The sequence below is a fragment of the Pseudomonas orientalis genome (assembly GCF_022807995.1).
Lineage (GTDB): Bacteria > Pseudomonadota > Gammaproteobacteria > Pseudomonadales > Pseudomonadaceae > Aquipseudomonas > Aquipseudomonas orientalis_B.
The window spans coordinates 1,399,996-1,420,742 of sequence record NZ_CP094351.1; the positions used below are offsets into that span (position 1 = coordinate 1,399,996).

The following is a 20,747-nucleotide window of genomic DNA, read 5'->3' on the forward strand; positions in this document are numbered from 1 at the left end:
CACTTCAACGGCCGGTTGTTGCCTGATGTGTGTCATTGCAAGTCGATTGTCCGGGAAACCCGCGTTATGCAAACCGCTTACACCGTTCTGATCCTGCTGATGCTGGTCAGCGTTTCGCGCCTGGTCGGGCGCATCATCCCGCTGCCGCTGCCGTTGCTGCAGATTGCCGCCGGGGCCTTGCTGGCCTGGCCAACACTGGGCCTGCACGTGGCGCTGGACCCGGAGCTGTTTCTGTTTCTGTTCTTGCCGCCGTTGCTGTTTTCCGATGGCTGGCGCATGCCCAAGCGAGAATTGTGGCGCTTGCGCGGGCCGATCCTGACATTGGCCGTGGGGCTGGTGCTGTTCACCGTGGTCGGTGCCGGCTACTTCATTCATTGGTTGCTGCCCTCGATTCCCTTGCCGGTGGCCTTTGCCCTGGCAGCAGTGCTCTCGCCCACGGACGCCGTGGCGGTGTCGGCCATTTCCCAGAATCGTTTACCCAAGCCGTTGATGCACATGCTTCAGGGCGAAGCCTTGATGAATGACGCTTCGGGCCTGGTGACCTTCAAATTTGCCCTGGCGGCGGCGTTGACCGGTGTGTTTTCGCTGGCCGATGCCAGCCTGACGTTTGTACTGGTGGCCGTGGGCGGGCTCGCCATCGGGGTAGCGTTGAGCTGGCTGGTCGGCCGCCTGCGCGCCTGGATGATTGCGCGGGGGTGGGATGACCCGGCGACCCATGTGGTGTTCATGTTGTTGTTGCCGTTCGCGGCGTACGTGCTGGCAGAGCGTTTGGGCGCTTCTGGCATTTTGTCGGCGGTGGCGGCGGGCATGATGCAGAGTTGGCTGGACTTGCTGCCACGCCAGACCAGCACGCGTTTGCTCAATCGCAGTGTCTGGTCGCTGCTGGAATTCGCCTTCAACGGTTTGATCTTTTTGCTGCTCGGTTTGCAACTGCCGGACATCATCAAGGCGGTTGTGAGCCATGAACCGACGCTGTGGCCAACGCTTTTTTATCGTTGCCTGGATGTCATCGCGATTTTCCTGGTGTTGGTGGTATTGCGCTTTATCTGGGTGCAGAGCATCTGGCGGCTGTCCGGTCTGCTGCGCAGGCTGCGCGGCAAAAGTGCGCTGACCCTGGTGCCGACCGCCCGTTCCTGCTGGTTGTTGACCGTCGGCGGTGTACGCGGTGCGGTGACGTTGGCGGGTGTCATGTCGGTGCCCTTGCTGCTGGCGCCGGGGCAGGACTTCCCTGAGCGTGACCTGCTGATCTTTATCGCCGCCGGGGTCATCCTGCTGTCGCTGGTCGCCGCCTGCATTGCCCTGCCGTTGCTGCTGCGGGGTGTCGAGAAAGGCCCGGATGAGAAGCGCCATAACGAAGTGCGCGAGGCCTGGAAGAAGACCGCGGTGGCGGCGATCCATGCGCTGGAGGTCGAAGAACCCGTCGAAGCCCAAACGCCGGACGCCGCTCAAGCGGCATTGGCCACCGAACTCAAGGCGCGGCTGATGGCGGAGTATCGCCACCAGTTGGACGTATTCAATGATTCGGCCGAGGCCCAGGCACTGGCGCTGCAGATGGATTTGCTGGAGCGCAGGCTGAGGCTCAAGGCGCTACGCGCACAGCGCCTGGAGCTCTACCGTTTGAGTCGTCAACACCAGATTGGCGACGATGTACTGCGCGAAGTATTGGCCGACCTGGATATGAGTGAAGCGAACTTGGGAAGTATCAAGTAGTGGTGCTGCTGATCATTGCACGGATGCTTGAGCTGAGCACTTTGCCCAGCAGTGTCTGATCTTCTGGATAAAGCGACTGCATGAACTTTTTATCGCCTTCAGACAGTTTGAAGTTGCGCGGTATAGGGGGGCCGCTGTTGAGTCTTGAGGCGGAAAAGCCATAGTGCATGATGGATTTGTCATCATAGTCTGCAGAGGTCTTTACCTGGCTGCGCGAAAATGTACTGACGATATCGTTATCGGCCTCATAACTGAATTGTCCCCGCGATTCGTACTCGTCGTAGATAGTCTGCCTGTTCAAATCCAATGTCCGGTCAGGGTGCTGGTGCTCGTGTTTCAAGCCCAAGGCATGGCCGAATTCATGCTGGATCGTGGCGGCGACGCTGTCGGCGGAGCGTGTGAAGCTGATGCCCATGGTGGGCTCGGATAACGCAACCTTTTTGGCATCGGTGCCCACTTTTGACCATCCAGGGCCAGTGGTATTGTCTGCCGTGATGCGTATATCGCCGTCGGGGCTGTCAATGAACTTGAAGTAGAGATTGGTGTGCGGCGCCCATTTATTGATGTTGTGCTTTACCAGATCCTTTTGTTCCTGGGTCATGTTCAGTCGCGAGATGGTCAGCACTGAATGTTGAGGCCAGAGTTTGTCGGGCATGGCGACGCCGCGTTTACGTCTACTTGCAGGTGCGCTCACGGCGTGAGGAGAGACGGGGCTGGTTGGGATCGTGAGGGGCATGTCGTTCACCTGAACATGTGTACCGGATGAACGTGGGTGGAGCATTTAACAGGCTTTGTTCCCGTTTTATGGGTTGCAAGATACATCGGTAATGGCCGCTCCCACGGTGGGGGAGCGGCCTGAAATTCAAACGCGACGCTGAATGAAAGCGCGAATCCGCTCAGCCGCTTCGACGCATTCGGCCAAGGGTGCAACCAATGCCAGGCGCACACGCCCTGCGCCTGGGTTGAAACCATCGACTTCGCGGGACAGGTAAGAGCCCGGCACCACCGTCACATGTTCTTCCACGAACAAATCACGACAGAACGCAGCGTCGTCACCGTTTACATCCGGCCACAGATAAAAGCCGCCGTCCGGGCTGCGCACATCCAGCACCGGCTTGAGGATCGCCAGCACTGCGTCGAACTTTTCGCGATACAGGTCACGGTTGGCCAGTACGTGGGCCTCGTCCTGCCAGGCTGCGATGCTGGCCAACTGGGTTTGCACCGGCATCGCGCAGCCGTGGTAGGTGCGGTACAGCAGGAAAGCCTTGAGAATCTCGGCGTCGCCGGCGACAAAGCCCGAGCGCAGGCCGGGCAGGTTGGAGCGCTTGGACAGGCTGTGAAACACCACGCAACGCTTGAAGTCCTGGCGACCCAGTTCGACGCAGGCGCTCAACAGGCCCGGCGGCGGGGTGTGTTCGTCAAGGTACAGCTCGCTGTAGCATTCGTCGGCGGCGATCACGAAATCGTACTCGTCGGCCAGGGCGATCAGCTTTTTCAGGGTTCCCACCGGAATCAGCGCACCGGTCGGGTTGCCCGGGGAGCACAGGAACAGAATCTGGCAGCGTTTCCAGATGTCCGGCGATACGGCATCGAAGTCCGGGTTGAAGCCATTGGAGTCCAGGCACGCCAGGTAATGCGGCTTGGCCCCGGCCAGGAACGCGGCGCCTTCGTAGATCTGGTAGAACGGGTTCGGGCTGACCACCAGCGCGTCGTCGCCACGGTTGACCACGGTCTGGGTAAAGGCGAACAAGGCCTCTCGCGTACCGTTGACCGGCAGGATGTTGCGCGCCGGGTCCAGCCACCCTGCAGGGACGTTGAAGCGGCGCTCGCACCAGGCGCCAATCGCCTCGCGCAGTGCGGGGATACCCAGTGTGGTCGGGTACACCGCCATCTGGTCGAGGTTGTTGCTCAGCGCCTCGGCGACGAACGCCGGAGATTTGTGCTTGGGTTCGCCGATGGACAGCGCAATCGGGCGTTTGTCCGGGTTCGGTGTAACGCTGCCGAGCAGGGCGCGCAGTTTCTCGAACGGGTAAGGCTGCAGCTGGTTCAGGGCGTTGTTCATCGCAAGTCTCGTTCAATTCGGTGGAAAGTATGCGGTCTGCAGGCAAGGCAGAGCTAAAGGTGGGAGGGGGCTTGCCCCCGATAGCGGTGGATCAGCAAAAAAAGAGATCAACTGACTGGCCGCTAGCGGGAGCAAGCCCCCTCCCATATAAGCCCGGTGTTCATAAGGTCAAGCGTGTCAGCTCGACGCCCGGCTCCTGGGTGACGCTCAATTGCTCCACGATCGCCGCCTGCAAACGGCGGCACAGCTCAGGGTCGGACAGCGGCTGATTGTCGGCGTCGGTGATGAAGAACACATCTTCCACGCGCTCGCCGAGGGTCGCGATCTTGGCGTTTTGCAGCGACAGGTCGAACTCCAGGAAAATCCCGCCGATGCGCGCCAGCAAACCCGGCCGGTCCGGCGCGCTGAGCTCCAGCACGGTGACCGGACGCTGGGCGTCGTTGGAAATTGTCACCTGGGGCGCAAAGGCAAAGTGCTTGAGCTGGCGCGGTACCCGGCGCTGGATGATGGTCGGGTAATCATCCGGGTTGCGCAGGGCTTCGGTCAGGCCTTCGCGGATCTTCTTCACGCGCACCGGATTATCGCCAATCGAGTCGCCATCGGTGTCGAGCACAATGTAGGTGTCGAGGGTGAACTGGCTGCTGGAGGTGATCACCCGGGCGTCATGAATGTTCAGGTTGAGCTGGTCCATGGCCGCCACGGTTACGGCGAAGAAGTCGTGCTGGTCCGGCGCGTAGATGAAGATCTGCGTGCCGCCTTCGAATTCGCGCTGGGTGGTTTCCTTGATCAGCACCAGCGGGCCGCCATCGGGCGGCTGTTGAAGAATGGCGTCACTGTGCCAGGCGACATCGCCGGCGGTGTGGCGCAGGAAGTAATCGTCCCCCAGTTGCGACCACAGTTGTTCGACGTCATCCGGATCGTTGCCACCGCGCACCAGAATATCCAGAGCCGCGCTTTGAGTGCGGCGGATCTGCTCTTCGCGGTCCACCGGGTTTTCCAGGCCACGGCGCAGGGCGCGCTTGGTCTCGGTGTACAACTGGCGCAACAGGCTGGCGCGCCAGGAATTCCAGAGCGTGGGGTTGGTGGCGTTGATGTCGGAGACGGTCAGCACGTACAGGTAGTCCAGACGAGTTTCATCGCCGACGGTCTGCGCGAAGTCGTGGATGACTTGCGGGTCGGACAAGTCCTTGCGCTGGGCTGTGGTGGACATCACCAGGTGGTTCTGCACCAGCCACACGATCAGGCGGCTGTCCCACAACGGCAACTGATGGCGCTGGCAGAACGCTTCGGCATCGACCGCGCCGATTTCCGAGTGATCGCCATGCCGGCCTTTGCCGATGTCGTGGTACAGGCCGGCCAGGTAAATCAGTTCCGGCTTGGGCAGCTTGGCCATGAGCTTGCTGGCCAGTGGGAATTTCTCTGACACCTGGGTGTACTGCAACTTACGCAAGTGCTTGATCAGGTTCAGGGTGTGGGCGTCCACGGTATAAATGTGGAACAGGTCATGCTGCATCTGCCCGACGATAAAGCCGAACTCCGGCAGGTAGCGCCCGAGGATGCCGTAACGGTTCATCCGTCGCAGGTTGCGGTGAATGCCGATCTTGCACTTGAACAGTTCGATAAACAGGCTGGTGTTGCGGATGTCGTGACGAAACGCATCGTCGATCAGATGACGGTTTTCCCGCAGCAGGCGGATGGTGTCGGCGCGCACGCCCTTGATTTCCGGCTGCTGGGCCATCAGCACGAAGATCTCCAGCATGGCGAACGGTGTACGGTGGAACACGTTGTCGTTGCGCGCCTCGATGTAGCCATCATGCAGTTGGAAGCGCGCGTTGATCGGCTGCGGAGGCGCTTCGTCTTCGGGCGCCAGGATCACTTCTTCGAAGTGCTGGATGATCAGGTCGCTGAGCTGGGCAATGCTCATCACCACCCGGTAGTACTGCTGCATGAAGCTTTCGATGCTGGTCTTCGCGTCTTCGCCTTCAAACCCCAGCAGGGTCGCGATGGAGCGCTGGTGGTCGAACAGCAGGCGGTCCTCGGAGCGCCCGGCGAGCATGTGCAGGGCGTAGCGCACTTTCCACAGGAATTCCTGGGACGAGGCCAGCAGCGCGTTTTCGCTCTCCACCAGAAAACCCTCGCCGGCCAGGGCACGCAGGTTCAGGGTGCCGTATTGACGGCGGGCGACCCACAAAATCGTCTGGATATCGCGCAGCCCGCCCGGCGAGCCTTTGACGTTGGGTTCCAGGTTGTATTCGGTGTCGTTGTACTTGTGGTGCCGCGCCTTTTGCTCGGCGCGCTTGGCCAGGAAGAACTCCTTGCTTGGCCACATGTGCGCGGTGCTGGTGACCTCGAGCATGCGCTGGCGCAGGCGCTCGGGGCCGCAGATGGTGCGGCTTTCCATCAGGTTGGTGACGACCGTCAGGTCGGCACGTGCCTCTTCGGCGCACTCCTTGACCGAGCGTACGCTCTGCCCGACTTCCAGGCCGATGTCCCACAACAGCGTCAGAAAGCGCTCGATGGAATCGCGAAAAATCTCATGATCGGCGCTGTCCAGCAGGATCAGCAGGTCGATGTCGGAGTAGGGGTGCAACTCGCCACGCCCGTAGCCGCCGACCGCCACCAGGGCAATATCCGCCTCGGTGCTCCAGCTGAACTGTTCCCAGGCTTTTTGCAGGATATTGTCGACAAACCAGGCGCGATCCTCGATCAGTCGGCGTATGTCGCGACCGCTGCGAAAGCGTGCGTCGAGCACCTCGCGCGCCTGGCGGATCGCCTTCTTGAACGCGGCGATGGGGCTTGCCTTCAACGCCAGTTCGGCCTGGAACTGGCCACGGTCGAAGAGTTCGGGATCCACCTGGGGCATTGATCGGCTTTCCTTTCTATCTGTCAGTCATTACACCGTTGGGAAAACCTGCACGGCCTTTACGCCGATACGCGTGGAATCGTGTCGTCGGCGCGCAGGGTGAAGATCTCGTAGCCCGTCTCCGTGACCAGCAGGGTGTGCTCCCACTGGGCCGAAAGCTTGCGGTCCTTGGTGATGGCGGTCCAGCCGTCGCCCAGCACCTTGGTATCGGCCTTGCCCTGGTTGATCATCGGCTCGATGGTGAAGGTCATGCCAGCCTTGAGTTCCATGCCGGTGCCGGCGCGGCCGTAGTGCAGGATCTGCGGTTCTTCGTGGAACACGGTGCCGATGCCGTGGCCGCAGAACTCGCGCACCACCGAGAAGCCGTTCTTTTCGGCGTGCTTCTGGATCACCTCGCCGATGTCACCCAGGCGGCAGCCGGGCTTGACGATCTCGATGGCCTTGTACATGCATTCCTGGGTCACCTGGGACAGGCGCTCGGCCCACGGCGCCACGGTGCCGACATGGAACATGCGGCTGGTGTCACCGAAGTAACGGTCCTTGATCACCGTGACGTCGATGTTCAGGGTGTCGCCATCCTTCAGCGGTTTGTCACCCGGAATCCCATGGCACACCACGTGGTTGACCGAGGTGCAGATCGACTTGGGGAAACCCTTGTAGTTCAGCGGTGCAGGGATGGCGCCTTGTACGTTGACTATATAGTCGTGGCAGATCTGGTTCAGTTCTTCGGTGGTGACGCCGGGCTTGACGTGCTCGGCGATCATTTCCAGCACGTCGGCAGCCAGTTTGCCGGCAATGCGCATGCCGGCGATGTCTTCGGCGGTTTTCAAACTTACGGTCATACAGGCTCTCTCTAGCGCAATACGCTGAAATCAATTCGGTTTACGGGCGTGCGACAAAAGGTTGCAGAATTCGCACAAGCCACAAAAAACGCGATTCTAACAGACGATCGCGTCAAATCATGAGCCTGTGATGATCGCTTCTCTCTATAAGGTAGGGGTAGGTCAACGCTATTCAAGGGGTTACGTGAACGCTTCGCGCGGCAAACGTGAATGCGTGTTCCGTTTTTTCCGATGCTGTGGTATAAAATGCGCCGCTTTCCGGGGATACCCCGCAGAGCTTAAATCCACACACGTGTCGACACGATGACCTGGGTGCCGGAGGCCTTGATGCCGCTGGTTGGTCATTGGGATACGTGGAGGCCAAACCCGACTTATTAAGGAACTATCATGTCCCAAGTCAACATGCGCGATATGCTGAAGGCCGGTGTGCACTTCGGTCACCAGACCCGTTACTGGAACCCGAAAATGGGCAAGTACATTTTCGGCGCACGTAACAAGATCCACATTATCAACCTTGAAAAAACCCTGCCGATGTTCAACGAAGCGCTGACCTTCGTAGAGCGCCTGGCCCAGGGCAAAAACAAGATTCTGTTCGTCGGCACCAAGCGTTCCGCTGGCAAGATCGTTGCTGAAGAAGCTGCACGTTGCGGTTCGCCGTACGTCGATCACCGCTGGTTGGGCGGCATGCTGACCAACTTCAAAACCATCCGTGCTTCCATCAAGCGTCTGCGTGACCTTGAAGTACAGGCCGAAGACGGTACTTTCGCCAAGCTGACCAAGAAAGAGGCGCTGATGCGCACTCGCGACCTGGAAAAGCTCGATCGTTCCCTGGGTGGTATCAAGGACATGGGCGGTCTGCCTGACGCACTGTTCGTTATCGACGTTGATCACGAGCGCATCGCGATCACCGAAGCCAACAAGCTGGGCATCCCGGTTATCGGCGTAGTCGATACCAACAGCAGCCCGGAAGGCGTTGACTACATCATCCCAGGCAACGATGACGCAATCCGCGCTATCCAGCTGTACATGGGTTCGATGGCTGACGCGGTAATCCGTGGTCGCAACCACGTTGCTGGTGGTACCGAGCAGTTCGTTGAAGAAGCTCCGGTAGCTGCCGCTGAGTAACTGACGCCCTGGCGTTGACTCAGTAAGCAAAAAGGGGGCTTGGCCCCCTTTTTGCCACCTCGAAAACCGTTTGTCGGCGCCCGCTTGTGGCAGCGCAACCTAGCGACTGTAACGTGCAGCGGCCTACAAGGGTGATTCGGGAAGAATTGATCGCCCGTTTGATCGGGTGGAATGGTTGAAAACCTATCCAAGAGGATTTTGAAATGGCAGAGATTACTGCAGCGTTGGTTAAAGAACTGCGTGAGCGTACCGGCGAAGGCATGATGGATTGCAAAAAGGCCTTGACCAAGGCCGGCGGCGACATCGAAAAAGCCATCGACGACATGCGTGCTTCCGGCGCCATCAAGGCTGCCAAGAAAGCTGGCAACGTCGCTGCTGAAGGCGCGATCGCTCTGAAAGAAGACGGCAAGTCCGCCGTTCTGCTGGAAGTGAACTCCCAGACCGACTTCCTGGCTCTGCAGGACGACTTCAAGGCATTCGTTGCTGCCAGCGTTGAAAAAGCGTTCGCCGAGAAAATGACTGACGCCGCTCCGCTGATCGAAGCTCAAGAAGCCGATCGCCTGGTACTGGTCGGCAAGGTTGGCGAAAACGTCAACATCCGTCGCCTGGTTCGGGTCGAAGGTGACGTTGTTGGTGGCTACCTGCACGGCAACAAGATCGGCGTAGCCGTTGTTCTGAAGGGCGGCAATGTTGAGCTGGCCAAAGACATCGCTATGCACGTAGCGGCCAGCAACCCTGAGTTCCTGCTGCCTTCGGAAGTGTCCGCCGACGCAATCGAACGTGAAAAAGCCGTGTTCCTGAGCCTGAACGCCGACAAGATCGCCGGCAAGCCAGAGAACATCGTTGAAAACATGATCAAGGGCCGCATCAGCAAGTTCCTGGCTGAAGCGAGCCTGGTTGAGCAGGCGTTCGTGAAGAACCCTGAAATCAAGGTCGGCGAACTGGCCAAGAAAGCCGGTGCTGAAATCGTTTCCTTCACCTACTTCAAGGTAGGCGAAGGCATCGAGAAGCCGGTCGACAACTTCGCTGAAGAAGTTGCTGCCCAGCTGGCTGCCGCCAAGCAATAAGACAGTTTTCAACTGTCGCCCGAAAGAGGCTGCCCGCTCACGCGCGCAGCCTCTTTTCAAATGGGAAGGCTAATTTTATTTGGCTTCCCGCCGGAACTGGCTTACAAAGCCGTGTTCCGATGGCGCTGTGATAGCGTCCAGCTAGAGTGAACGCAAGCCGTAAACGGCTCGCCAAGAATTTTTTAGAACATACGCCGCAGGAGAGATTCGCAATGGCTCAGCAGGGCAGTGGTTATCAGGCTCGCTATAAACGCATTCTACTCAAGCTCAGCGGCGAGGCCCTGATGGGCTCGGAAGAGTTCGGGATCGACCCCAAGGTGCTTGACCGCATGGCGCTCGAAGTCGGCCAATTGGTCGGTATCGGTGTTCAGGTAGGCCTGGTGATCGGCGGTGGCAACCTGTTCCGCGGTGCGGCGCTGAGTGCTGCCGGCATGGATCGGGTCACTGGCGACCACATGGGCATGCTGGCTACTGTGATGAACGCCCTGGCCATGCGTGACGCCCTGGAGCGTGCCAATATCTCGGCCATCGTGATGTCGGCGATTTCCATGGTTGGCGTGACCGATCACTACGATCGCCGCAAAGCCATGCGCCACCTGAACGCCAAGGAAGTGGTGATCTTCGCCGCAGGCACCGGTAACCCGTTTTTCACCACCGATTCGGCGGCGTGCCTGCGCGCTATCGAAATCGACGCCGACGTGGTGCTCAAGGCGACCAAGGTGGATGGCGTATACACTGCAGATCCATTCAAGGACCCGCATGCCGAGAAGTTCGATCATCTGACCTACGATGAAGTACTGGATCGCAAGCTGGGTGTGATGGACCTGACGGCTATCTGCCTGTGCCGCGACCACAAGATGCCGCTGCGCGTATTTAACATGAACAAGCCCGGCGCCCTGCTGAATATCGTACACGGCGGCGCGGAAGGGACTCTGATCGAGGAAGGCCAACAATGATCAATGAAATCAAGAAAGACGCTCAAGAGCGTATGCAAAAATCCCTGGAGTCTCTGAGCCACGCGTTCGGCCAGATCCGTACCGGCAAGGCGCACCCGAGCATCCTGGGCAGCGTGATGGTGCCGTACTACGGCACGGACACCTCCATCACCCAGGTGGCCAACATCACCGTAAAAGATTCGCGCACCCTGCAAGTCGTGGCTTTCGAGCGCAACATGCTCGGCGCTGTCGACAAGGCCATCCAGAGCGCCGGCTTGAACCTCAACCCGACCAACCTGGGCGAGTTGCTGTTGATTTCCATGCCTGCCCTGACCGAAGAAACCCGCAAGGGCTTCACCAAGCAGGCGCGCAGCGCGGCTGAAGATGCACGCGTTGCCGTGCGCAATATCCGTCGCGATGCCTTGGGCGATCTGAAGAAGCTGGTCAAGGACAAGGAAATCAGCGAAGACGAAGAACGTCGCGCCGTTGCCGACATCGATAAGCTGACCAAGGATGCGGAGGCCCAGATCACCAAGGCCACCGAAGAAAAAGAAAAGGACCTGATGGCCGTATAAGGGGTCAGGACGCCTTCATGGAAAAGACCAAGCAGACTGTGCCCTCTGTGGTGCCGCGCCATGTCGCGATCATCATGGACGGGAATAATCGCTGGGCGAAGAAGCGCTTTATGCCGGGTGTCGCCGGGCATAAAGCGGGTGTCGATGCGGTGCGCGCTGTCATCGAAGTGTGTGCCGAGGCCAAGGTCGAAGTGCTGACGCTGTTTGCCTTTTCCAGTGAGAACTGGCAACGGCCTGCCGAAGAGGTCAGCGCCTTGATGGACCTGTTCTTCAAGGCGCTGCGTCGTGAGGCCAAGCGCCTCAATGACAACGGCATCAGCCTGCGCATCATTGGTGATCGCTCGCGGTTCCATCCGGAACTGCAGGCGGCCATGCGTGAAGCCGAGGCTATCACTGCCGGCAGCAACCGTTTTGTGCTGCAGATCGCTGCCAACTACGGTGGCCAGTGGGACATCGCCCAGGCCGCGCAGCGATTGGCCCGCGAAGTGCAGGCCGGTCATCTGCGGCCCGACGACATCACGCCCGAGCTGTTGCAAACCTGCCTCGTGACCGGCGACCTGCCGTTGCCGGACTTGTGCATCCGTACCGGTGGCGAGCATCGCATCAGCAATTTCCTGCTGTGGCAGTTGGCCTATACCGAGTTGTACTTCTCCGACCTGTTCTGGCCGGACTTCAAACACGATGCCATGCGCAATGCGCTGGCCGATTTCGCTTCCCGTCAGCGTCGCTTCGGTAAAACGAGCGAGCAGATCGAAGCTGGAGCCCGGGTTTAAATGCTTAAACAACGAATCATCACGGCACTGATCCTGCTGCCGATTGCCTTGTGCGGTTTTTTCCTGCTCGAGGGTTCCGGTTTTGCGCTGTTCATCGGCCTGGTCGTCACCCTCGGCGCATGGGAGTGGGCACGTCTGGCGGGGTTCGGCGATCAATTGCCACGTATGGCGTATGCCGCGGTCGTCGCGCTGTTGCTGTTCCTGATGTACATCCTCCCCGATATTGCGCCCTGGGTGCTGGGCGCGGCGGTACTGTGGTGGGCCACGGCGACGTTCCTGGTGCTGACCTATCCGCGTACCAGCGGCCAGTGGTCCAGTGTGGCGTGCAAGTTGGTAATCGGCTTGCTGATCCTGCTGCCGGCCTGGCAAGGGCTGGTGGAAATCAAGCGTTTCCCGAATGGCAACGAATTGATCCTGGCCGTCATGGTGCTGGTTTGGGGTGCTGACATCGGCGCCTACTTTTCGGGTCGTGCCTTTGGCAAGCGTAAGCTGGCGCCGGCCGTCAGCCCGGGCAAGAGCTGGGAAGGGGTATACGGCGGACTGGCCTTGACGCTGTTGATTGCGTTGGTGGTCGGTGTGCTGCGCGACTGGTCGGTGAAGCAGATTTTCCTGGCCTTGTTGGGGACTGCCGTTGTCGTATTCATTTCGGTGGTGGGAGACCTCACCGAAAGCATGTTCAAGCGTCAGGCCGGGATCAAGGACAGCAGTAACCTGCTGCCAGGTCACGGTGGTGTGCTGGACCGTATCGATAGCCTCACCGCTGCGTTGCCGATCTTTGCCGTGTTGTTGTGGACGATCGCTTCGTGAGCCGCCTGCAACAGGTCACCGTGCTGGGCGCGACGGGCTCGGTGGGGTTGAGCAGTCTGGATGTCATCGCTCGTCATCCTGATCGTTATCAAGTGTTTGCCCTGACCGGCTTCACGCGTATGAGCGAACTGCTGGCGCTGTGCGTGCGCCACTCGCCGCGTTTTGCCGTGGTGCCGCAGGCAGCTGCCGCGCGTGGCCTGCAGGATGATCTGCGCGCTGCCGGGCTTGCCACTCAAGTGTTGGTGGGTGAGGAAGGGCTGTGCCAGGTGTCGGCGGATGCCGAAGTGGATACAGTGGTGGCGGCCATAGTCGGGGCGGCAGGTTTGCGTCCCACGCTGGCCGCCGTCGACGCGGGCAAAAAAATTCTGCTGGCCAACAAAGAAGCGCTGGTCATGTCCGGTGCCCTCTTTATGCAGGCCGTGCGCAAGAGCGGTGCGGTTCTGTTGCCCCTCGACAGCGAGCACAACGCAATCTTCCAGTGCATGCCCGCCGATTTCGCCCGTGGCTTGAGCCAGGTGGGTGTGCGCCGGATTTTGCTGACGGCTTCCGGTGGCCCCTTCCGGCAAACTCCGCTGAATGAGCTGGAGCATGTATCGCCGGACCAGGCGTGTGCGCATCCGAACTGGTCCATGGGGCGAAAAATCTCCGTGGACTCGGCAAGCATGATGAACAAAGGGCTGGAGCTGATCGAGGCGTGCTGGTTGTTCGATGCGCGGCCTGATCAGGTGGAAGTGGTGATTCACCCGCAAAGCGTGATTCATTCCCTGGTTGATTACGTGGACGGCTCGGTACTGGCGCAATTGGGCAACCCCGATATGCGCACGCCGATCGCCAATGCCTTGGCCTGGCCGGAACGTATTGACTCTGGTGTGGCGCCGTTGGATTTGTTTGCAATTGCGCGCCTGGATTTCCAGGCGCCGGACGAGCAGCGCTTCCCCTGTCTGCGTCTGGCCCGTCAAGCGGCCGAGGCGGGTAACAGTGCGCCAGCCATGCTTAATGCAGCCAATGAAGTGGCCGTGGCGGCGTTTCTCGAACGGCGCATCCGCTTTCCGCAGATCGCGAGTATCATCGAGGACGTTCTGAACCTTGAGCCGGTAGTGAGGGTGAATGATCTGGGGGCCGTGTTCGAGGCGGACTCCAAGGCCCGGACCCTGGCCGAGCAATGGCTGGACCGCAACGCGCGTCAGGCTGTGGGCGGGTGAGCGCCTTCAGGCATCGGATTGAAATGCGGAGAAATTAGATGAGTGCGCTCTACATGATTGTCGGCACCCTGGTTGCTCTGGGTGTGCTGGTTACCTTCCACGAATTCGGCCACTTCTGGGTGGCGCGTCGTTGCGGCGTCAAGGTATTGCGCTTTTCCGTCGGTTTCGGCATGCCGCTGGTTCGCTGGCATGATCGTCGTGGCACCGAGTTCGTGATCGCAGCCATCCCGTTGGGTGGCTATGTAAAGATGCTCGATGAACGAGAAGGGGAAGTGCCTGCGGATCAGTTGGACCAATCCTTCAACCGCAAGACTGTTCGTCAGCGTATCGCCATTGTAGCTGCCGGCCCGATTGCCAACTTTTTGTTGGCGATGGTGTTTTTCTGGGTCCTTGCCATGATGGGCAGCGAGCAAGTGCGCCCGGTCATCGGCGCGGTCGAGTCCGGCAGTATTGCGGCCAAGGCCGGGCTGGTAGCAGGGCAGGAAATTGTTTCCATTGATGGCGAACCCACCACCGGTTGGGGCGCGGTCAATTTGCAGTTGGTGCGTCGACTGGGCGAGAGCGGTACCGTCAATGTGGTGGTGCGCGAGCAGGACGCCAGTGCCGAAAGCCCGCGTGAGCTGGCTTTGGACCATTGGCTTCAAGGTGCTGACGAGCCGGACCCGATCAAATCCCTGGGCATCCGTCCATGGCGTCCGGCGTTGCCGCCAGTACTGGCCGAACTGGACCCCAAAGGTCCGGCCCAGGCCGCTGGCCTTAAAACCGGCGACCGTCTGTTGGCCCTTGATGGTCAGTCACTGGGTGACTGGCAGCAAGTGGTCGACCTGGTGCGTGTACGTCCTGATACCAAAATTGTGCTGAAAGTTGAGCGTGAAGGTGCTCAAATCGACGTCCCTGTGACCTTGTCGGTTCGTGGGGAGGCCAAGGCGGCGGGGGGTTACCTGGGTGCCGGAGTCAAAGGTGTCGAGTGGCCGCCATCGATGGTGCGAGAGGTCAGCTTCGGGCCGTTGGCCGCGATTGGCGAGGGTGCCAAACGCACTTGGACCATGAGCGTGCTGACCCTCGAATCCCTCAAGAAAATGTTGTTCGGCGAGCTCTCGGTAAAAAACTTGAGTGGACCGATAACCATTGCTAAAGTGGCGGGCGCTTCTGCCCAGTCGGGTGTCGCGGATTTCCTGAATTTCCTGGCTTATTTGAGTATCAGCCTTGGAGTTCTGAATTTGCTGCCCATTCCTGTATTGGATGGGGGGCATCTGCTGTTTTATCTGGTCGAGTGGGTGCGTGGTCGCCCCTTGTCGGATCGGGTGCAGGGTTGGGGGATACAGATCGGTATCAGTTTGGTGGTCGGAGTGATGTTGTTAGCTCTGGTCAACGATCTGGGACGACTGTAACGCTTCGCTGAATTGCGAATCTGCCGCATTTTGCGGCAGTTTGTTTATTGCCAGTTGGAATAAGAAAGGACTTCATGAAACGTCTGCTGCTAACTGCGGTTCTCACCGTATTGATGATCGCCGAAGTTCACGCCGAGTCCTTCACCATCTCCGATATTCGCGTCAACGGCCTCCAGCGGGTTTCCGCGGGTAGCGTCTTTGGTGCCTTGCCGTTGAACGTCGGGGAACAGGCTGATGATCGTCGCCTGGTGGAATCCACTCGTGCGCTGTTCAAAACCGGGTTCTTCCAAGATATCCAACTGGGTCGCGAAGGCAATGTCCTGGTCATCACGGTCGTCGAGCGTCCTTCCGTCGCGAGCATCACGATCGAAGGCAACAAGGCCATCTCCACTGAAGACCTGATGAAAGGGTTGAAGCAGTCGGGCCTGGCCGAGGGCGAGATCTTCCAGCGCGCCACCCTTGAAGGTGTGCGTAACGAGCTGCAACGCCAGTACGTTGCCCAGGGCCGTTACTCGGCGAGCGTGGAAACGGAAGTGATTCCGCAGCCGCGTAACCGGGTAGGCCTGAAGGTCAACATCAATGAAGGCACCGTGGCGGCCATTCAGCATATCAACGTGGTGGGCAACACCAAGTTCGCTGATGAAGACCTGATCGGCCTGTTCGAGCTCAAGACCACCAACTGGTTGTCGTTCTTCAAGAACGATGACAAGTACGCCCGTGAGAAACTGTCCGGTGACCTGGAGCGCCTGCGCTCCTACTACCTGGACCGTGGCTACATCAATATGGACATCGCTTCGACCCAGGTGTCCATTACCCCGGACAAGAAGCACGTCTACATCACTGTCAACGTCAACGAAGGCGAGAAGTACAAGGTTCGTGACGTCAAGCTCAGCGGTGACTTGAAAGTGCCTGAAGACCAGGTCAAGTCCCTGCTGCTGGTCCAGAAGGACCAGGTGTTCTCGCGCAAGCTGATGACCACCACTTCCGAGCTGATCACCCGTCGCCTGGGTAACGAAGGCTATACCTTCGCCAACGTCAACGGCGTGCCGACCCCGAACGATGAAGACCACACCGTGGACATCACGTTCGTCGTCGATCCGGGCAAGCGTGCCTACGTCAACCGCATCAACTTCCGTGGCAACACCAAGTCCTCGGACGAAGTGCTGCGTCGTGAAATGCGCCAGATGGAAGGCGGCTGGGCGTCGACTTACCTGATCGATCAATCCAAGACCCGTCTTGAGCGCCTGGGCTTCTTCAAGGAAGTCAACGTTGAAACCCCGGCCGTGCCGGGTGTGGATGACCAGGTCGACGTGAACTACGCCGTTGAAGAACAAGCCTCGGGCTCGATCACCGCCAGCGTCGGTTTCGCCCAGAGCGCCGGTTTGATCCTGGGTGGTTCCATTACCCAGAACAACTTCCTCGGTACCGGTAACCGTGTCTCCATCGGCCTGACCCGAAGCGAATACCAGAGCCGATACAACTTCGGCTACACCGACCCCTACTGGACTGCAGACGGTGTGAGCCTGGGCTACAACGCCTTCTATCGCACCACCGACTACAAAGACCTCGACGTTGACGTTGCAAGCTATGCGATCGACAGCCTCGGTGCCGGTGTGAACGTGGGTTACCCGATCAGCGAGACCTCGCGTCTCACCTTCGGCCTGACCGCGCAGCAGGATGAGATCAAGACCGGTGTCTACACCGTGGATGAGATTTTCGACTTCACCCGCCGTGAAGGCGACAAGTTCCTGAACTTCAAGGCGTCTGCCGGCTGGTCCGAGTCGACCCTGAACAAAGGCGTACTGGCAACCCGTGGCCATTCCCAGAGCCTGACTGCGGAAGTCACCACGCCGGGCAGCGACCTGTCGTTCTTCAAGCTCGATTATCGCGGCCAGTTGTTCCAGCCGTTGAGCGACAACTACACCATGCGCCTGCACACCGAGCTGGGCTATGGCGACGGTTATGGTTCGACCAATGGCTTGCCGTTCTATGAAAACTACTACGCGGGTGGCTTCAACTCGGTACGTGGCTTCAAGGACAGCACCTTGGGTCCTCGTGGTACGCCGAGCCGTGGTTTTGCTGCGACCGGTAACCAAGGCACCGTGGTTGACTCTGATAACGACCCGCTGCCGTTTGGCGGTAACGTATTGATCCAGGGGGGGGCGGAAATCCTGTTCCCGCTGCCATTCGTGAAAGATCAGCGTTCCCTGCGTACTTCGGTCTTCTGGGACGTGGGTAACGTGTTCGACTCCAAGTGTGAACAGGTCACCAACCCCAACGGTTCGCGCTCCAACACCCAATGCAACGACGTGAGCCTCAGCAATCTGGCGAGCTCCGTGGGTGTGGGTGTGACCTGGGTGACCGCGCTGGGCCCGTTGAGCTTTGCTCTGGCCATGCCGATCAAGAAACCGGATAACGCTGAAACCCAGATTTTCCAATTCTCCCTTGGCCAGACGTTCTAAGCGTCTGACCTAAGATAACGACAACGGATTCTGTAGGAGTACATCGTGCGTAAGTTGACTCAATTGGTCCTGCTGGCCACTGTGCTGGTAACCACCCCGGCCTTCGCCGAAATGAAAATCGCCGTGCTGAACTATCAGATGGCCCTGCTGGAATCTGATGCGGCCAAGCGCTACGCCGTGGATGCCGAGAAGAAATTCGGTCCTCAACTGACCAAGCTCAAGACTCTGGAAAGCAGCGCCAAGGGCATTCAGGACCGTCTGGTTGCCGGTGGCGACAAGATGCAGCAAGGCGAGCGCGAGCGTCTGGAGCTTGAGTTCAAGCAAAAGGCCCGTGACTACCAGTTCCAGTCCAAGGAGCTGAACGAAGCCAAGGCTGTTGCCGACCGCGAAATGCTCAAGCAGCTCAAGCCCAAGCTCGACAGCGCCGTGGAAGAAGTCATCAAGAAGGGTGCCTTTGACCTGGTGTTCGAGCGTGGCGCCGTCATTGACGTCAAACCTCAATACGACATCACCCGCCAGGTGATCGAGCGCATGAACCAGCTGAAGTAAGCCATGACCGCGACTATCAAGCTCGGCGAGTTGGCCGAGTTCCTGGGGGCCACCTTGCGTGGCTCCAAGGAGAAGGAAATCACTGGGCTAGCCACCTTGCAGGAGGCTGGCCCAGCTCAGTTGAGCTTCCTCGCAAACCCTCAATACCGTAAATACCTGGTCGATTGCCAAGCCGCAGCCGTGTTGCTGAAGGCCGCTGACGCCGAAGGGTTTGTTGGGGATGCGCTGGTGGTGGCCGACCCGTACCTGTCGTACGCCAAGGCGTCACATCTGTTCGATCCCAAGCCGAAGGCTGCCGGCGGTATTCACCCGTCTGCCGTGATTGCCGATGATGCCCAGGTTGACCCTGCGGCCAGCATTGGCGCCTTCGCGGTCATCGAGAGTGGGGCGCGCATTGGCGCCGGCGTCACCGTAGGCGCGCACTGCTTTATTGGTGCGCGCTGCGAAATCGGCGCCGATGGCTGGCTGGCGCCGCGCGTTACCCTTTACCACGATGTGCGTATCGGGCAGCGGGTGGTCATTCAGTCGGGTGCAGTGATCGGCGGTGAAGGCTTCGGCTTTGCCAATGCCAAAGGTGTCTGGCACAAGATTGCCCAGGTCGGCGGCGTATTGATCGGCGACGACGTGGAAATCGGTGTCAACACTGCGGTCGACCGCGGGGCCCTGGCCGACACCGTGATTGGCAATGGCGTGAAGCTCGACAACCAGATCCAGATCGCCCACAACGTGCAGATTGGCGACCACACCGCCATGGCTGCCTGCGTGGGAATTTCCGGCAGCACTAAAATCGGCAAGCATTGCATGCTCGCCGGGGGCGTTGGGCTGGTGGGGCATATCGATATTTGCGACAACGTCTTCATCACCGGCATGACCATGGTCACTCACTCGATCACCGAGCCTGGGGCTTATTCATCCGGTACCGCCATGCAGCCTGCGGCTGAATGGCGCAAGAGTGCGGCGCGTCTGAGACAGCTCGACGACATGGCTCGACGTCTCAAACAGCTGGAAAAGCGTGTTGGGGACGTGACCCCTGGCGGTAATGCTTCATCAGAAGGCTGATACCATTTCCATATCAAGTGTGCACAGCCGATAGACTGCCTCCTTGATTTGCTAGCGGGGCGTGCTTTTAGTCCGCCCGCCCCCAATCTTTATTACAGGCTTCCCCCCGAAATGATGGACATCAACGAGATTCGCGAATACCTGCCTCACCGTTATCCGTTCCTGCTGGTGGATCGTGTAGTGGACCTCAATGTTGAGGAAAAGCGCATTCGTGCCTACAAGAATGTCAGCATCAACGAACCGTTTTTCAATGGCCACTTTCCTGCGCACCCCATCATGCCGGGCGTGTTGATCATCGAAGCAATGGCCCAGGCTGCCGGTATTCTTGGTTTCAAAATGCTTGACCTCAAGCCTGCCGACGGCACGCTCTACTATTTCGTGGGCTCGGACAAGTTGCGTTTCCGCAATCCGGTTACCCCGGGTGACCAGTTGATCCTGGAAGCCAAGTTCATCAGCTGCAAGCGCCAGATCTGGAAGTTCGAATGCCAGGCTTCGGTGGATGGCAAGCCGGTGTGCTCTGCCGAGATCATCTGTGCGGAACGCAAACTATGAGTTTGATTGACCCTCGCGCAATCATCGATCCGTCGGCCGTACTGGCCGCCGACGTTGAGGTCGGCCCCTGGTCGATCGTCGGCGCAGGTGTGGAAATCGGCGAGGGGACTGTCATCGGGCCGCACGTGATCCTTAAGGGGCCGACCCGCATTGGCAAATACAATCGCATCTACCAGTTTTCCTCGGTAGGCGAAGACACCCCGGACATGAAGTACAAGGGTGAAGAGACACGCCTGGTCATTGGTGACCACAACATCATCCGTGAAGGCGTGACCATTCACCGTGGCACTGTGCAGGACCGCGCCGAGACCACGCTGGGTGATCACAACCTGGTGATGGCCTATGCGCATATCGGCCACGACAGCGTGATTGGCAACCATTGCATTCTGGTCAACAACACCGCGTTGGCCGGGCATGTGCATGTGGATGACTGGGCAATCCTGTCCGGTTTTACCCTGGTGCATCAATATTGCCATATCGGCGCCCACAGCTTTTCCGGCATGGGCACCGCCATCGGCAAGGATGTCCCTGCGTTCGTCACGGTGTTCGGCAACCCTGCCGAAGCCCGCAGCATGAATTTCGAAGGCATGCGCCGTCGCGGTTTCAGCGACGACGCAATCCAGGCCCTGCGCCGCGCTTACAAGACGGTTTACCGTCAAGGGCTGACGGTTGAGCAGGCCCTGATCGAACTGGCCGAGCCGGCAGTGACGTTCCCGGAAGTCGCGGTGTTTCGTGACTCGATCCAGGCGTCGACTCGCGGTATTACCCGCTGA

18 protein-coding genes are annotated in these 20,747 nt (G+C 59.3%); 14 read left to right on the plus strand and 4 right to left on the minus strand.

Going from position 1 to position 20,747, the window contains the following annotated elements; all coding sequences use genetic code 11:
- The first annotated feature begins 66 nt into the window (after positions 1-66).
- Positions 67-1,710: a Na+/H+ antiporter gene (locus tag MRY17_RS06105; RefSeq protein WP_181283433.1), complete on the plus strand. Its 1,644-nt coding sequence runs from the start codon at positions 67-69 to the stop codon at positions 1,708-1,710.
- On the opposite strand, the gene MRY17_RS06110 is transcribed toward MRY17_RS06105, so the two are convergent.
- The 4 genes from MRY17_RS06110 to map all read right to left on the minus strand — a co-directional run bounded on the left by MRY17_RS06110 (position 1,703) and on the right by map (position 7,477).
- Positions 1,703-2,446, minus strand: a complete 744-nt coding sequence (locus MRY17_RS06110; protein WP_181283434.1) for a M12 family metallopeptidase — start codon at positions 2,444-2,446, stop codon at positions 1,703-1,705. The genes MRY17_RS06105 and MRY17_RS06110 overlap by 8 nt on opposite strands.
- A gap of 126 nt (positions 2,447-2,572) precedes the next feature.
- On the minus strand, positions 2,573-3,772 hold the full coding sequence (gene dapC / locus MRY17_RS06115) for a succinyldiaminopimelate transaminase (protein WP_243353445.1): 1,200 nt from the start codon (positions 3,770-3,772) through the stop codon (positions 2,573-2,575).
- Positions 3,773-3,932: 160 nt separating this feature from the next.
- Entirely contained in the window at positions 3,933-6,635 is a 2,703-nt protein-coding gene (locus MRY17_RS06120; protein ID WP_191951508.1) for a [protein-PII] uridylyltransferase, read from the minus strand.
- Positions 6,636-6,694: 59 nt separating this feature from the next.
- Positions 6,695-7,477, minus strand: a complete 783-nt coding sequence (gene map / locus MRY17_RS06125) for a type I methionyl aminopeptidase (protein WP_181283437.1) — start codon at positions 7,475-7,477, stop codon at positions 6,695-6,697.
- 387 nt (positions 7,478-7,864) lie between these two features.
- Between map and rpsB the strand changes: the two genes are divergently transcribed.
- The 13 genes from rpsB to lpxA all read left to right on the plus strand — a co-directional run bounded on the left by rpsB (position 7,865) and on the right by lpxA (position 20,747).
- Positions 7,865-8,602, plus strand: a complete 738-nt coding sequence (gene rpsB / locus MRY17_RS06130) for a 30S ribosomal protein S2 (RefSeq protein ID WP_003219330.1) — start codon at positions 7,865-7,867, stop codon at positions 8,600-8,602.
- A gap of 203 nt (positions 8,603-8,805) precedes the next feature.
- On the plus strand, positions 8,806-9,669 hold the full coding sequence (gene tsf / locus MRY17_RS06135; RefSeq protein ID WP_181283438.1) for a translation elongation factor Ts: 864 nt from the start codon (positions 8,806-8,808) through the stop codon (positions 9,667-9,669).
- Between the two features lie 212 nt (positions 9,670-9,881).
- The gene (gene pyrH / locus MRY17_RS06140) at positions 9,882-10,625 is read left to right on the plus strand and encodes a UMP kinase (protein WP_003172271.1); all 744 of its coding nucleotides are present in this window, start codon (positions 9,882-9,884) and stop codon (positions 10,623-10,625) included.
- Positions 10,622-11,179: a ribosome recycling factor gene (gene frr / locus MRY17_RS06145; RefSeq protein WP_181283439.1), complete on the plus strand. Its 558-nt coding sequence runs from the start codon at positions 10,622-10,624 to the stop codon at positions 11,177-11,179. Before pyrH ends, frr begins: the two co-directional genes overlap by 4 nt.
- Before the next feature lie 17 nt (positions 11,180-11,196).
- Positions 11,197-11,952: a polyprenyl diphosphate synthase gene (gene uppS / locus MRY17_RS06150; protein WP_057723202.1), complete on the plus strand. Its 756-nt coding sequence runs from the start codon at positions 11,197-11,199 to the stop codon at positions 11,950-11,952.
- Positions 11,953-12,759: a phosphatidate cytidylyltransferase gene (locus MRY17_RS06155; RefSeq protein WP_243353446.1), complete on the plus strand. Its 807-nt coding sequence runs from the start codon at positions 11,953-11,955 to the stop codon at positions 12,757-12,759.
- Positions 12,756-13,961, plus strand: a complete 1,206-nt coding sequence (gene ispC, locus MRY17_RS06160) for a 1-deoxy-D-xylulose-5-phosphate reductoisomerase (RefSeq protein ID WP_243353447.1) — start codon at positions 12,756-12,758, stop codon at positions 13,959-13,961. The genes MRY17_RS06155 and ispC overlap by 4 nt, the downstream gene beginning before the upstream one ends.
- Before the next feature lie 38 nt (positions 13,962-13,999).
- Positions 14,000-15,352 (plus strand): sigma E protease regulator RseP, encoded by a 1,353-nt coding sequence (gene rseP / locus MRY17_RS06165; RefSeq protein WP_191951506.1) that lies wholly within the window; start codon positions 14,000-14,002, stop codon positions 15,350-15,352.
- A 74-nt stretch (positions 15,353-15,426) separates the two neighbouring features.
- Positions 15,427-17,814, plus strand: a complete 2,388-nt coding sequence (bamA, locus tag MRY17_RS06170) for an outer membrane protein assembly factor BamA (RefSeq protein ID WP_104501947.1) — start codon at positions 15,427-15,429, stop codon at positions 17,812-17,814.
- 45 nt (positions 17,815-17,859) lie between these two features.
- Positions 17,860-18,363 carry an OmpH family outer membrane protein gene (locus MRY17_RS06175; protein WP_003189173.1) on the plus strand — a complete coding sequence of 168 codons (504 nt, stop codon included), beginning with the start codon at positions 17,860-17,862 and terminating at the stop codon, positions 18,361-18,363.
- A gap of 3 nt (positions 18,364-18,366) precedes the next feature.
- Entirely contained in the window at positions 18,367-19,422 is a 1,056-nt protein-coding gene (gene lpxD / locus MRY17_RS06180; RefSeq protein WP_181283443.1) for a UDP-3-O-(3-hydroxymyristoyl)glucosamine N-acyltransferase, read from the plus strand.
- Positions 19,423-19,533: 111 nt separating this feature from the next.
- A complete protein-coding gene (gene fabZ / locus MRY17_RS06185) occupies positions 19,534-19,974 on the plus strand; it encodes a 3-hydroxyacyl-ACP dehydratase FabZ (protein ID WP_003172281.1) in 441 nt (146 codons plus the stop codon).
- A complete protein-coding gene (lpxA, locus tag MRY17_RS06190; protein WP_181283444.1) occupies positions 19,971-20,747 on the plus strand; it encodes an acyl-ACP--UDP-N-acetylglucosamine O-acyltransferase in 777 nt (258 codons plus the stop codon). The genes fabZ and lpxA overlap by 4 nt, the downstream gene beginning before the upstream one ends.

Bases quoted from the DNA above. Each gene is read 5' to 3' on its own strand.
- MRY17_RS06105 (WP_181283433.1), top strand. From the start codon at position 67: ATGCAAACCGCTTACACCGTTCTGATCCTGCTGATGCTGGTCAGCGTT.
- MRY17_RS06110 (WP_181283434.1), bottom strand. From the start codon at position 2,446: ATGCCCCTCACGATCCCAACCAGCCCCGTCTCTCCTCACGCCGTGAGC.
- dapC (WP_243353445.1), bottom strand. From the start codon at position 3,772: ATGAACAACGCCCTGAACCAGCTGCAGCCTTACCCGTTCGAGAAACTG.
- MRY17_RS06120 (WP_191951508.1), bottom strand. From the start codon at position 6,635: ATGCCCCAGGTGGATCCCGAACTCTTCGACCGTGGCCAGTTCCAGGCC.
- map (WP_181283437.1), bottom strand. From the start codon at position 7,477: ATGACCGTAAGTTTGAAAACCGCCGAAGACATCGCCGGCATGCGCATT.
- rpsB (WP_003219330.1), top strand. From the start codon at position 7,865: ATGTCCCAAGTCAACATGCGCGATATGCTGAAGGCCGGTGTGCACTTC.
- tsf (WP_181283438.1), top strand. From the start codon at position 8,806: ATGGCAGAGATTACTGCAGCGTTGGTTAAAGAACTGCGTGAGCGTACC.
- pyrH (WP_003172271.1), top strand. From the start codon at position 9,882: ATGGCTCAGCAGGGCAGTGGTTATCAGGCTCGCTATAAACGCATTCTA.
- frr (WP_181283439.1), top strand. From the start codon at position 10,622: ATGATCAATGAAATCAAGAAAGACGCTCAAGAGCGTATGCAAAAATCC.
- uppS (WP_057723202.1), top strand. From the start codon at position 11,197: ATGGAAAAGACCAAGCAGACTGTGCCCTCTGTGGTGCCGCGCCATGTC.
- MRY17_RS06155 (WP_243353446.1), top strand. From the start codon at position 11,953: ATGCTTAAACAACGAATCATCACGGCACTGATCCTGCTGCCGATTGCC.
- rseP (WP_191951506.1), top strand. From the start codon at position 14,000: ATGAGTGCGCTCTACATGATTGTCGGCACCCTGGTTGCTCTGGGTGTG.
- bamA (WP_104501947.1), top strand. From the start codon at position 15,427: ATGAAACGTCTGCTGCTAACTGCGGTTCTCACCGTATTGATGATCGCC.
- lpxD (WP_181283443.1), top strand. From the start codon at position 18,367: ATGACCGCGACTATCAAGCTCGGCGAGTTGGCCGAGTTCCTGGGGGCC.
- fabZ (WP_003172281.1), top strand. From the start codon at position 19,534: ATGATGGACATCAACGAGATTCGCGAATACCTGCCTCACCGTTATCCG.
- lpxA (WP_181283444.1), top strand. From the start codon at position 19,971: ATGAGTTTGATTGACCCTCGCGCAATCATCGATCCGTCGGCCGTACTG.